Source organism: Micromonospora sp. NPDC005174 (assembly GCF_040608495.1).
Classification (GTDB): domain Bacteria; phylum Actinomycetota; class Actinomycetes; order Mycobacteriales; family Micromonosporaceae; genus Micromonospora.
Window position 1 is genome coordinate 1 of sequence record NZ_JBEXIJ010000060.1, and the last position, 12287, is coordinate 12287.

A 12287-nucleotide genomic window follows, 5' to 3' on the forward strand; every position below is an offset into this window, starting at 1 on the left:
ACAACGAACCCGTCGGACACACATCCAAACACGCCGCATGCGTGCAGTGCTTACACACATCCGACATCATCAACCACCGAAAATCCGACCGACCCCCCACGCCCGTACCCCGCCCCGGCGGCTGCGCCCCCGGCATACCCAGGAACTGCGGCCCCGCGCCCGGCTCGGGCGGTCGGTCACGGTCGGCGTCGACCGGCGCGCCGAGGACGTCCGCCGGCGCGGGGCCGTGCCCCGCCCGACGCGGCTGCTCGATGAACGCCACGTGCCGCCACGAGTTCGCGGTCAACGCGCCCGTGTTGTCGTACGACATGCCCAGCAGGTCCAGGCCGCTCTCCGGGACGCCGTTCCACTCCTTGCACGCCACCTCACAGGCCTTGCACCCGATACACACACTCGTGTCGGTGAAGAACCCCATCCGGGGTGGCGCGTTCTCATACCCGGCCTCGGGCGCCGGGTCCAACGGTCCGTAAAGGCTGTTCGGGTCAGGAATCACCGCTGCCCTCCCCGTCCTGCTCGGTGGTGACGGCCGGCGCGTGTCCACCAGGGACGATCCCGGCACGTCGTTGGTAGTCGGCCACCAGGTCGAGCAGCGCCGGCCCGGTGGGACGTCGGCCGGGCCGCACGTCGCAGGTGCCGACCTTGCTCTCCTGGATCAGGACGTTGGGGTCCAGGGTGATCCCGAACAGGTCGTTGGCCGAGTCGCCGGTGACCAGACCCTCGAAACCGAAGTGGTACGGCAGCCACACCTGGTGGATGACCCGTCCCTCCACCCGCAGCGGCGTGAGCCGGTCGGTCACCAGCACCTTCGCCTCGATCACCGCCCGACCGCTGACCAGGTGCGCCCACCCGAGGTGCGCCAACCCGGCCTCGGCGGCCAACTCGGGTGACACCTCGACGAACATCTCCGGCTGCAACTCGGCCAGCGTGCGGACCGTCCGGCTCATCCCGCCGGCGGTGTGGTGCTCGGTGAGCCGACTGACCGTGAACACGTACGGGAAGACCTGGCTGTGCTCCTGTGGCGGGCTCGGGTTGACCGAGTTCACCGGGTGCGCGTACGACTTGCGCGTCGGGTTGGCCTGCTGGCGATAAAGCGGGTTACGCACCGGCGACTCGACCGGTTCGTAGTGGGTGGGCAGCGGCCCGTCCAGCACGCCGCTGGGCGCGTACAGCCAGCCCTTGCCGTCACCCTGCATGACGAACGGGTCGTCACCGGCGATCCCCTCCGGACCGGACGCGCCGGCCGGCGGCCGGTACGACGGCGGTTTGGTCTTCTCGAAGTCCGGCACGTCGTAGCCGGTCCACTCGGCCCTGTCCGGGTCCCACCAGACGTACCTCTTGCGCTCGCTCCACGGGTTGCCGTCCGGGTCGGCCGAGGCACGGTTGTAGAGGATGCGGCGGTTCGCCGGCCACGCCCAACCCCACTCGGCGGCCACCCAGTCCTGCTCGTGTCGGGACTTGCGCCGGGCCGCCTGGTTCACGCCGTCGGCGTACACCCCGGTGTAGATCCAGCAGCCGACGGCGGTGGAGCCGTCGTCGCGGGCCTCGGCGAAGCTGGCCAGCGGCCGGCCGGTCGTCACGTCGTACCCGTTGATCTCGCGCAGCACCGACTCGGCGCTCGGCTCCGCGTGCGGGCCATGCGTGGGGTAGTTCCAGGTGAGGTCGAGCAGCGCCCGGTCGCGCGGCAACGGCGAACCGGCCAGCTTCTCGCGCAGCTTACGGCCGAGGTGGTAGAAGAACCACAGCTCGGAGCGGGCGTCGCCCGGCGGCTCGATGGCCTTCTCCCGCCACTGCAACAACCGCTGCGTCTGGGTGAACGTGCCCTCCTTCTCGACGTGCGACGCCGCCGGCAGGAAGAACACCTCGGTCCGGCACTCCTCGGGCACGATCTCGCCGGTGGCCACCTCGGGGCCGTTCTTCCAGAACGTCGCGCTCTCGATCATGAACAGGTCCCGGACCACGAGCCAGTCGAGGTTCGCCATGCCGAGACGTTGGGCACGGCCGTGCGCCGACCCGACGGCCGGGTTCTGCCCGAGCAGGAAGTAGCCCTTCGTCTTCCCGTCGATCATGTTGAGGACCTGCTGGTAGGTGCCGTGGTCACCGGTCATCCGGGGCAGGTAGCCGTAGCCGAAATCGTTCTCCGGCGTCGCGGCATCGCCCCAGTAGGCCTTGAGCAGGCTGGCCGCGAACGACCGCGCGTTGCCCCAGAAGCCCTTCTGCCCCGGGTGCCGGATGCTGTCCACCCACTCGTCGAAGGTGGGGTGGTCGGCGTGGTGGGGCATCGGCAGGTAGCCGGGTAGCAGGTTGAACAGGGTCGGGATGTCGGTGGAGCCCTGGATGCTGGCGTGTCCGCGCAGCGCCATCACCCCGCCACCGGGACGGCCCATGTTGCCCAGGAGCAGCTGGATGATCGCCCCGGCGCGGATGTACTGCACACCGACGCTGTGCTGCGTCCAGCCCACCGAGTAGACCAGCATGCCGGTGCGTTCCCGGCCGGAGTTCGCGGTCCAGGCCTGGGCCAGCTCCAGGAACTTGTCCTGCGGGATGCCGCAGACCCGCTCGACCATCTCGGGGGTGTAGCGGGCGTAGTGCCGCTTGAGGATCTGGTAGACGCAGCGCGAATGCCGCAACGTCTCATCGCGCTGGGTCTGCCCGCCCACACCCGCGCCGTGCGACTCGTGCTCCAGGCCGGCGGCGGTGTCCCGCTCCTTCGCGGTGTGTCCGCTGCCCGAGGAGTCCTCGTGGCCCTCGTACTGCCAGCTGTCCTGCACGTAGCTGCCGGTCTCGGGATCGAAGCCGGAAAAGAACCCGTCGCCGTCCTCGGTGTCCTCGAACTGGTCGCTGACGATGGTGGCGGCGTTGGTGTACGCGAGGACGTACTCGCGGAAGTCCAACTCGTTGTCGAGGATGTACCGGATCACCCCACCCAGCAGCGCGATGTCCGTCCCCGCCCGGATCGGCAGGTACGCATCAGCCACCGCACTGGTGCGCGTGAACCGCGGGTCGACGTGGAAGACCTTCGCCCCACGGCGCTTGGCCTCCATCACCCACTGGAACCCGACCGGATGTGCCTCGGCCATGTTGGAGCCCTGGATGACGATGACGTCAGCGTTGGCGATGTCCTGCTGGAAGTCCGTCGCACCGCCACGACCGAAGCTGGCCCCCAGACCGGGGACGGTGGCGGAGTGTCAAATACGGGCCTGGTTCTCGATCTGCAACGCCCCCATCGCGGTGAACAACTTCTTGATGAGGTAGTTCTCCTCGTTGTCCAGCGTCGCCCCGCCCAGACTGGAGATCCCCAGCGTGCGGTTCAGCGGCCGGCTCTGCTCGTCCACGTCCTCCCAGGTCTCCTCGCGTGCCGCGAGGATCCGGTCGGCGATCATGTCGAGTGCCGTGTCGAGGTCGAGGTCCTCCCACTGCGTGGAGTAGGGCCGTCGGTAGCGGACCGTGGTCTGGCGCAACGGACTCGTCACCAGGCTCTTGCTCGCCGCGCCCTTCGGACACAACCGGCCGCGCGAAATCGGCGAGTCCGGATCACCCTCGATCTGCGTGACCTGCCCGTCCGCGACGAACACCCGCTGACCACAACCCACCGCACAGTACGGACACACCGACCGCGCCACCGAATCGGCGGTCTCGGTACGAGCCGTCAGCGACAGGGATCGCGCCGACTTGGCGGCGGCGCCCCGCCCGAGCGGGTCGGTGCCGGTGAGCTGGCGGTACACCGGCCAACCCTCGATGAACGTCCGCAGACCCATCCCCGACACCCCCTTCCACGCGAGCGACCTCACGAACATAGGTCAGATGAGGAGTCTTCGCTAATCGAGGGTCCGCCGCCCCTCGTGGGGTCGGTCCCGGCGGCCCAGGCGCCACGTCAGGGCCGGGACCACCACCGCCGCGGCGACGAGGTGCAGCACGACGAGAGCGGCGACGGTGGCGGCAGCGGCCCCGCAGAGCAGGGGCGGGACCAGCGAGATCGCGGTCAACGCCACCGCCGTCCACAGGAACCGCTCGGCGGGACGCGCGCTGAACCGACCAAGGGCGACGGCGAGGACGACGCCCACGAGCGAGAAGACGCCCGTCACCACGGCGAACCCGGCCAACGGGATCACCTCGCCGCCGTCGGGAACCGCGAAGTCGACACCGACGGCCTCGGCGAACGCGGCGACGAGGGTCGTCGCGACCACCGCCGCCAGAGTGGCGGCCAGACCGACACCCGCCAGCCCGCGGAGCCGGTGGCCACGGTTGGTCGGGGTCGAGACGGTCACTGCGCACCACCCGCCGGCAGACGCTGCGGCAGCCCGAGCCGCGCGAACTGGTCGTCGTGGAAGATGACGATCTCGGTGATCACCCCGCCGGCGACGCGCAGGACGTCGATGGTCAACGGCAGGTACGCGGCCTCGGCCTCCCGCCAGTGGTAGAACGCGACGGCGGGCTGCCGGTTCACCGAGGTGGGGACGCCGCGCAGACCAGTCACCTGGTCGAAGCCGTCCTCGACCCAGTCGTTGACGACCGCGTCCCGGCCGATGTGCAGGCCCGGCGTGGGCGGCATCGAACAGCGCACGTCCTCGCGCAGCATGGTGGCGAGCCGGCCGATATCCGTGGCGACGCTCGCCTCGGTGAAGTGCCGCACCAGCTCGCGCGTCCCGGCGTCCTGGTCGCCACCGGTCCAGTCCTGCCGCTCGGCGGGCAGATGCTCCCGCATACCCGCACGGGCCCGCTGCAGGGCGCTGTTCACCGAGTTGACCGAGTCGCCGAGCAGGTCGGCGACGTCCTTCGCGGGCCAGCCGAGCACGTCCCGCAGGACCAACACGGCCCGTGGACGCGGCGCGAGGTGCTGCACCGCCACCACGTACGCCAGCTCGATCGTCTCCCGCGCGACCGCCGCCTTCTCCGGATCGTCCGCGTCGCCCGCCGGCAGCTCGTCGAGCAGCCGGTCCGGGTACGGCTGCAACCACCGCACCTCGCCGCCCCTGGCCGGCTCCGGACGGCACCGGGCCAGCAGGTCCAGGCAGGCGTTCGTGGCGATCCGGTACAGCCAGGCCCGCACCGTCGACCGCCCGGCGAACGTCTCCCGCCGCCGCCAGGCCCGCAGGAACGTCTCCTGCACCGTGTCCTCGGCATCCTCGAACGACCCGAGCATCCGGTAGCAGTGCACGTGCAACTCCCGCCGGTGCCGCTGCGCCAACCCCGCGAACGCCGACTCGTCGACGTCGGCCAGAGCGGGGTGTTCCTCCCGCCGCGTGTCCAGGTCCATCACGTCATGCTCCCGTCCCGTCGTGTTCCGTCACAGCTATGACGGGCGCGGGCACGAGAACTCATCACCCGGCGTCGGACGCTCCTGAGCGACACCCGGACCGGCTGGCGTTACCCTGACATCATGCAGGCCGTCTCGCCCCCCGCGACCGGCGTGGTCTTCCTGGCCCGCCCGGGTCGTCCGGCTGTCGTGGCGCGAACGCTCAGCGAACTGGCCGGCCCCACTCGCGGCGTGGTGGAGTTGCCGGTGCGGTTGATGTGGAACGCCGAACGCACCTTCGACCTCGGCGACCCCGACCAACTGCTCTGGATGTACGAGAACGTGCTGCGCGAGACGGCCAGCGCCGACGACCTGCGGGCCCTGATCAACGGGCGCACCCTGCGGCGGGTGTGGCGCCTGCTCAACCTTCCCCGAGGCGTCCGCCTCGCGTGGGAGAGCCGGCACCGCGGCCTGCGCGCGGCGTGATCGCACCACACCTGCACGACTTCTACCGGGAGGTGGCCCGGGTGGCGTTGACCGCCGCCGGGCCGTACCGGTTCGTGCTCGGAGGCGGCGTGGCCTGGGCGGCGCACGGCCTGGTCGCCCGGCCGACCGAGGACGTGGACCTCTTCGCCGACGTGGAGGGTGCCGCCGCCGCGGCCTCCGCCGGGGTGCGCGTGGCGTTGGAGCACGCCGGGTTCACCGTCTCCGACGCGGACCCGGACAGCGAACTCGCCGACCTGTTCGACGGGTACGGCCAGGACATGAAGGATTTCGTGGTCGCCCGCGACGGACGCCAGATCCGGCTCAGCCTGGCCCGACTCGACCGGCAGCAGAGCCCCGTGGTGATGGACCTCGGCCCGGTGATGGACGTACGGGACCTGGTCGCCAACAAGATCGCCGCGCTGGTCAACCGGCGGGAGGTCCGCGACTTCATCGACGTCGCGGCGGCGCTGGAGCACTACGACGTGACGCAGCTACTGGTACTGGCCCGGCAGGTCGACCCCGCCCTCGACCCGGACGACGTCCGCGCCGCCGGTCGCTACCTCGACCGGCTGTCCGACACACGGTTCGGCCGCTACGGCCTGAACGCGGACGACGTCGCACGGGTACGCCGACGCTTCGCCGCCTGGCCCCGCTGAGCCCGGGTGACCGCCCCGGGCGACCAGCAGGATCACCTGGTCGGTCGACCGCCGGTCACTCGGGTCCTGCTGGGTGTGCTGGTCCTAACTCACCGGATCTCCTCGCGCTGGTACGACCGGTAACGGCTACCCGGCGTCGTCCTGCGGAAACCGGGGCTGACGTGGCGGGAGTGACAGGCGCTGGTTATGGTGCGCGAGGCGCTCACGAGGCGCGTCAACCCCCATGGAAAGGCACGTCATGACCTCTTCCTCCGGTCCGTCGCGTCGCCAGGTGCTCGCCGTCGCCGCCGCCGCGGCGACCGCCCCGCTGATCGCCGCCGCCCCCGCCCAGGCGGCAGGCCCGGCCCGGTCGCGCACCTGGGACCTCACGCTGCTCGGCACGTCGGACACGCACGGCAACGTCTACAACTGGGACTACTACCGCGACGCCGAGTACGACGACAGCAAGCACAACGACGTCGGCGTCGCGAAGCTGGCGACCCTGATCAACCAGATCCGTCGCGAGCGGCGGGGCAAGGCGACGCTGGTGCTCGACGCCGGCGACACCATCCAGGGCACTCCCCTCGCGACGTACTACGCCAAGCAGGAGCCGATCACCGCCACCGGCGAGAAACACCCGATGGCGCGGGCGATGAACGTCATCGACTACGACGCCGTGACGCTGGGCAACCACGAGTTCAACTACGGCCTGCCACTGCTGGACCTGTGGATCCGCCAGCTCGGCTTCCCGGCCCTCGCCGCGAACGCGGTCAACGCGAAGACGGGCAAGCCGGCCTTCCTGCCGTACGTCATCAAGAAGGTCTCCCTCGGCTTCGCCGCGCCGACCCTGCGGGTCGGCATCCTCGGCCTGACCAACCCCGGGGTGGCCATCTGGGACCGAGGCAACGTCGAGGGCAAGCTGCGCTTCGACGACATGATCGCCACCGCCGCGAAGTGGGTGCCGATCATGCGGGCCCGCGGCGCGGACATCGTGCTGATCTCCGCACACGGCGGCGACAGCGGCACCTCCAGCTACGGCCCGGAGCTGCCCAACGAGAACCCGGTGGCGCTGATCGCCCAGCAGGTGCCGGGGATCGACGCGATCCTCTTCGGGCACGCCCACAACGAGGTGGTCGAGCGGTTCGTCACCAACGAGCGGACCGGCGCGCAGGTGCTGCTCTCCGAGCCCTCGAAGTGGGGCCAGCGGCTCACCCGGATGGACTTCACCCTCACCCGTGAGCATGGCCGGTGGACTATCACCAAGAAGGCCGCCACCATGCTGAACACCAACACGGTCGTCGAGGACCCGAAGGTGGTCGCGGCCGTGCGGGCCCAGCACGCCAAGACCGTGGCGTACGTCAACCAGGTGGTCGCCACCTCCACCGTGGAGCTGTCCGCGGCGGAGTCCCGCTACAAGGACACTCCGATCCTCGACTTCATCAACCACGTGCAGACCGAGGTGGTCGACGCGGCGTTGGCCGGCACCGCGTACGCGGACCTGCCGGTGCTGTCGATCGCGGCGCCGTTCAGCCGTACCGCCGTCTTCCCGGCCGGCGACGTCAAGATCCGCGACGTGGCCGGCCTGTACGTGTACGACAACACCCTCGAAGCCGTCGTGCTCAGCGGCGCCGAGGTACGCGCGTACCTGGAGTACTCGGCGAAGTACTTTCGCACCCTCGCCCCGGGCGCGACCGTCGACCCGGAGCAGATCAGCGACCCGGCGGTGCCGGACTACAACTACGACGTGATCTCCGGCCTGGACTACGACATCGACATCGCCAAGCCGGTCGGTCAGCGCATCACCCGGCTGGTGCTGCCCGGCAGCGACACCCCGGTCGCGGACGACGCGCAGTTCGTGGTGGCGGTGAACAACTACCGGCGCAGCGGCGGCGGTAACTTCCCCGGCATCGTGAAGACCCAGGTCTACAACGCGCAGCAGGAGATCCGTCAGCTGCTCATCGACTGGGCGCAGACCAAGGGGACCATCAACCCGGACGACTTCTTCCAGCCCAACTGGCGTCTCGTCCGCGAAGGCGTGCCGGTCTTCTGACCGTGGTGTGGAGACGGGCCGTGGGTGACGACACCCGCGGCCCGTCCGCGCATCCTCAGCCCTGCACGTTCCAGCGGACCGGGTCCTCGGCCTTCTCCGGTCGGTCCCGCCCGGGATCGGTCTCGGTCAGCGCGACCTGATCCTCCGGGCGGACGGCGGGCGGAAGCTCCCCGAACCGGATGTGGCGCAGGAACGCGTACTCGTCGTCGGTGAACGGCTTCTCGGTCATCGGCGCCCCTCACTCCCCTGCATTGTCCAACAGCGGGTCTCCCGCACAACGGTCCGTTGGCCGACAGCGTCGTCAGGTGCGCAGCGCACACCCCCTAGAGCATCCTAGGATCCTGGGCGTAAGAGTGCGGGCCCGGGAAAAGCGCGTCGATCTTGCACTTACGGTTGACGAAGTGTTCAGGTTCGGGTGGATTGTCGCCGCAGAAACTGCAAGATCGGCGGGGTGGAGCGGGGGCGCGGGGGGTGGGGGGTGGGTCAGGACGGTGGGGGGGCGGGTTTGGGGCGGGGGGTGGGTAGGCGGGCCAGCATTGCTAGCGCCGCACGGATGGGTCGGCGGCGCAGCATGTCGTCGAAGCTGGCCTGCCCCTGGCAGAAGCGCACGAACATCCGCCAGCCCGGCGGGGTCGCCAACAGTCCGTGGAACACCTCGGGGCGGCGGGCGAACAGGTCGAGCAGCCGGAATCCCGCCCGCATCTCCGGCGTCAGACGCCCGGCGACCGCCCGCTCGTAGCCGGCCAGGTCCCCCGCGGCGACCGCCGCCCCGGCCATCTCCCCGGAACGCAGGGCGAAGCTGATGCCCTCACGGCTCCACGGCTCCAGCAGCCCGGCCGCGTCCCCCACCACCAGCACCCGACCGTTGCGCAACGGCGAGTCCTCCTCGCGGCACCGGGTCAGGTGCCCCGAATCGTGCGCCGCGGGCAGCCCCGTCAGACCCAACCGGTCGACGAACTCCCGCAGGTAGGCACGGGTCCCCTCCCCCGCGCCCCGACCCGCGATCACGCCCACCGTTAACCGGTCACCCTTCGGGAACACCCAGGCGTACGACCCCGGCATCGCCCCCCAGTCCAGCAGGAGGCGGCCGCGCCAGCGTTCCTGCTCGACGGGCGGCACCGGGATCTCCAGTTCCAGCCCCAGATCGACCTGGCGGTAGCGCACACCCACGTGCCGGGCGGTCACCCCCGAGGAGCCGTCCGCGCCGATCACCGTGCGGGCCGTCAGGGTCGTACCGTCGGCCAGTCTGAGGCGTACCCCCTCGGGATCCTGCTCGATCCCGCGGACCGCGACCTGCTCCCGCAGCTGCGCGCCGGCGGCGACGGCCGCCGCGCGCAGCCGGTCGTCGAACTCCTCCCGACGGACCATGGTCACCACCGGGCTGTCGTGACGGCGGGTGAACTCCCGCCGACCGTCGCGGGTGAACGTCACCCGGTCGACCCGGTCGTGCGCCGGCACCTCGATCCGACCCCGCACGGCGGCCAGGGATGTGCCGATGAGGCCACCTCCGCAGGTCTTGTAGCGGGGGTGCGTGGCGCGCTCGACGACCAGGGTACGGACGCCCGCGCGGGCTGCGGCGTGTGCCGCGGAGAGCCCGGCGGGGCCGGCGCCGACGACGACCAGATCCCAGACGATCACGGTTGCAGCCTAGGGCGTGTTCGCTGCCCACCGCCCGAACGGGTGGGCATCTTCGGCCAGGCACGGGGTATCCGACGCGGCGCAACCGTCCGCGTCCAGCGGGCGGGCGAAGGAGGAGATCATGCAGCGGATGGAGCTGTCGGAGGTCGAACAGCGGGTGTACGAGGCGGTCACCGCCCTCGAGGCACGCGGCCAGGTGCCCTATCCGGATCTGATCGCCGAAGGGTCCGGGCTGACCGAGGAACAGGTGCACGCCCCGCTGCACCAGCTCACCGAGAAGGGCCTGCTGCACCGCGAGGACTCGCCGATGGCCGGCCTCGACTTCGGCCCCCGGTTCTGCGCCCGTCAGATGGCGTGACCCTGGACGGTTGGCCCCCGGTGGTCGGGGTAGCGGTCAGGAATGCATGATCGACCGTCAACGGGGGGCACGATGAACGCGGCGCACGAGCCGCAGCCGGTCGACGCGGCCGCGAACCGTCGACGCTGGCAGGCGGTCGGCGTCGGGCTGGTCGCCGCGTTCATGACCCTGCTCGACGTGAGCATCGTCAACGTCGCGGTGCCGTCCATCGACCGCGCGCTGCAGGCCTCCCCGAGCGACCTGCAGTGGGTCCTCTCGGGCTACGCGCTCACCTTCGGCCTGGTGCTCGTACCGGCCGGCCGTTTCGGTGACTTCCGGGGTCGACGCAACGCGTTCGTCTTCGGCATCGCGCTGTTCACCCTGACCAGCGCGCTCGCCGGCCTGGCGACCTCCCCCACCTGGCTGGTCGCCGCCCGACTGCTCCAGGGCGCCGCCGCCGGCATCATCAACCCGCAGGTGATCGGGCTGATCCAACAGTTGTTCCGAGGGCCGGAGCGGGCCCGCCCCTTCGGGTTGCTCGGCGCGACCATCGGCATCTCCACCGCCGTCGGGCCCCTGCTCGGCGGACTGCTCATCGCCGTCGGCGGTGAGGACCACGGATGGCGGTGGGTCTTCTTCGTCAACGTGCCGGTCGGCATCGTCGCGGTGATCCTGGGGTGGCGGCTGCTGCCCGGTCGCCCCGAGGGCCAGGCTGGTCGCCGTCGACTCGACCCGGTGGGTGTGCTGCTGCTCGGCGTCGGCGTGGTGCTGATCCTGCTGCCCCTCGTGCAGGATCAGCAGTGGCGTACGCCGTGGAAGTGGGCGCTCATCCCGGCCGGCCTGGCGGTGCTCGTCGCCTTCGGACTGTGGGAACGGTGGTACGCGCGACACCGCGAACCGCTGTTCGACCTGCGCCTGTTCACGTTCCAGTCGTACACCCTCGGATCGCTCATCGCGCTCGTCTACTTCGGCGGCTTCACCGCGATCTTCTTCATCTTCACCCTGTTCCTGCAGAACGGCCTCGGCTACAGCGCTCTCGTCGCCGGTCTCGCCATCACCCCGTTCGCCCTCGGGTCCGCCGCGGCGTCCGCCCTGGGCGGACGCATCGTCAACCGCTTCGGCCGGCCCCTGGTCGCCATCGGCCTGCTCGGCGTGGTGATCGGACTGGCCGCCACGGTTGTCGCGCTGCACCTCGCGCCGGACGCCCCGGCGCCCTGGGTCACCGCCGGGCCGCTGCTCGTCGCCGGCCTCGGTAGCGGCCTGGTCATCGCCCCCAACCAGACGCTCACCCTCGCCCAGGTGCCCGTAGCGCAGGCGGGCAGCGGGGCCGGAATGCTCCAGACCGGCCAACGGATCGGCGCGGCGGCGGGCATCGCCGCGGTCGGCTCGATGTTCTTCTCCTCGCTGACCGACAGTCACGGCGACTGGACGGCCGCCTTCGAGAAGTCACTGCTGCTCGCCACGGGGATCATCGCGCTCGCGCTGGTCGCCGCGCTCGTCGACATCGTGCGCAATCACCACCACTGACACCGCTCCCGCCTTCAGATCGTGGACAGTTTCCGTTAGCTGGTGACGGAAACTGTCTGCGGGTACGGCGATGGCCGGCACCCCGTGTGGGGTGCCGGCCATCGGTGGTTCTCAGCTGTTCCAGTGCTGGCCAACCAGGTCGGCGGCCTGCTGCTCCCACTGCGCGTACGCGTCCGGGTACGCGGAGACCTGCACGGTCTGCGCGGCGTCGGTCAGCGGCATGTCCTGCCAACCGTCAACCTGGCGCAGGCCCTTGAGGAACGCGGTCGTCGAGTACTCGGGGTTGGTGATCTGCTCCGGCGTGCCCCAACCCGAGGTCGGGCGCTGCTGGAACAGGCCCAGGGAGTCGTGGTCGTTGGCGTCACCCAGGTGACCCAGGTT

The 12287-nt window shown here is 70.7% G+C and carries 11 protein-coding genes and 1 pseudogene; 5 read left to right on the plus strand and 7 right to left on the minus strand.

What is annotated here, in order from left to right:
• The 4 genes from ABZU91_RS32500 to ABZU91_RS32515 form a co-directional block, all read right to left on the minus strand.
• Positions 1–490, minus strand: a 490-nt coding sequence (locus tag ABZU91_RS32500; RefSeq protein WP_355249065.1) for a 4Fe-4S dicluster domain-containing protein, incomplete at its 3' end; no start/stop codon positions are given.
• Positions 483–3755, minus strand: a complete 3273-nt coding sequence (gene fdh / locus ABZU91_RS32505; RefSeq protein ID WP_355249068.1) for a formate dehydrogenase — start codon at positions 3753–3755, stop codon at positions 483–485. The genes fdh and ABZU91_RS32500, both read right to left, overlap by 8 nt.
• 60 nt (positions 3756–3815) lie before the next feature.
• Positions 3816–4265, minus strand: a complete 450-nt coding sequence (locus ABZU91_RS32510) for a DUF6069 family protein (protein WP_355249071.1) — start codon at positions 4263–4265, stop codon at positions 3816–3818.
• Positions 4262–5254, minus strand: a complete 993-nt coding sequence (locus ABZU91_RS32515) for an RNA polymerase subunit sigma-70 (protein ID WP_355249074.1) — start codon at positions 5252–5254, stop codon at positions 4262–4264. Before ABZU91_RS32515 ends, ABZU91_RS32510 begins: the two co-directional genes overlap by 4 nt.
• 123 nt (positions 5255–5377) lie before the next feature.
• Here ABZU91_RS32515 and ABZU91_RS32520 point away from each other — a divergent pair, with 123 nt between their 5' ends.
• From ABZU91_RS32520 to ABZU91_RS32530, 3 genes are all read left to right on the plus strand, one after another.
• A complete protein-coding gene (locus ABZU91_RS32520) occupies positions 5378–5719 on the plus strand; it encodes a hypothetical protein (protein ID WP_355249077.1) in 342 nt (113 codons plus the stop codon).
• Positions 5716–6375, plus strand: a complete 660-nt coding sequence (locus ABZU91_RS32525) for a nucleotidyl transferase AbiEii/AbiGii toxin family protein (protein WP_355249080.1) — start codon at positions 5716–5718, stop codon at positions 6373–6375. Before ABZU91_RS32520 ends, ABZU91_RS32525 begins: the two co-directional genes overlap by 4 nt.
• 238 nt (positions 6376–6613) lie before the next feature.
• A complete protein-coding gene (locus ABZU91_RS32530) occupies positions 6614–8404 on the plus strand; it encodes a 5'-nucleotidase C-terminal domain-containing protein (RefSeq protein ID WP_355249083.1) in 1791 nt (596 codons plus the stop codon).
• 55 nt (positions 8405–8459) lie between these two features.
• On the opposite strand, the gene ABZU91_RS32535 is transcribed toward ABZU91_RS32530, so the two are convergent.
• Positions 8460–8633 carry a hypothetical protein gene (locus tag ABZU91_RS32535; protein WP_355249086.1) on the minus strand — a complete coding sequence of 58 codons (174 nt, stop codon included), beginning with the start codon at positions 8631–8633 and terminating at the stop codon, positions 8460–8462.
• Positions 8634–8887: 254 nt separating this feature from the next.
• On the minus strand, positions 8888–10042 hold the full coding sequence (locus ABZU91_RS32540; protein ID WP_355249089.1) for a geranylgeranyl reductase family protein: 1155 nt from the start codon (positions 10040–10042) through the stop codon (positions 8888–8890).
• 121 nt (positions 10043–10163) lie between these two features.
• On the opposite strand from ABZU91_RS32540, the gene ABZU91_RS32545 reads away from it, so the two are divergent.
• Both ABZU91_RS32545 and ABZU91_RS32550 read left to right on the plus strand, forming a co-directional pair.
• Positions 10164–10400: a hypothetical protein gene (locus tag ABZU91_RS32545; RefSeq protein WP_355249091.1), complete on the plus strand. Its 237-nt coding sequence runs from the start codon at positions 10164–10166 to the stop codon at positions 10398–10400.
• A gap of 42 nt (positions 10401–10442) precedes the next feature.
• On the plus strand, positions 10443–11906 hold the full coding sequence (locus tag ABZU91_RS32550; protein ID WP_355249094.1) for an MFS transporter: 1464 nt from the start codon (positions 10443–10445) through the stop codon (positions 11904–11906).
• 111 nt (positions 11907–12017) lie between these two features.
• Here ABZU91_RS32550 and ABZU91_RS32555 read toward each other — a convergent pair.
• A pseudogene (locus tag ABZU91_RS32555) lies at positions 12018–12287 on the minus strand (hypothetical protein); the annotation flags it as partial.

What these genes read in the sequence shown, in the direction of transcription:
- ABZU91_RS32515 (WP_355249074.1), bottom strand. Translation starts at nt 5,254, where the DNA reads ATGGACCTGGACACGCGGCGGGAGGAACACCCCGCTCTGGCCGACGTC.
- ABZU91_RS32520 (WP_355249077.1), top strand. Translation starts at nt 5,378, where the DNA reads ATGCAGGCCGTCTCGCCCCCCGCGACCGGCGTGGTCTTCCTGGCCCGC.
- ABZU91_RS32530 (WP_355249083.1), top strand. Translation starts at nt 6,614, where the DNA reads ATGACCTCTTCCTCCGGTCCGTCGCGTCGCCAGGTGCTCGCCGTCGCC.
- ABZU91_RS32535 (WP_355249086.1), bottom strand. Translation starts at nt 8,633, where the DNA reads ATGACCGAGAAGCCGTTCACCGACGACGAGTACGCGTTCCTGCGCCAC.
- ABZU91_RS32545 (WP_355249091.1), top strand. Translation starts at nt 10,164, where the DNA reads ATGCAGCGGATGGAGCTGTCGGAGGTCGAACAGCGGGTGTACGAGGCG.
- ABZU91_RS32550 (WP_355249094.1), top strand. Translation starts at nt 10,443, where the DNA reads ATGCATGATCGACCGTCAACGGGGGGCACGATGAACGCGGCGCACGAG.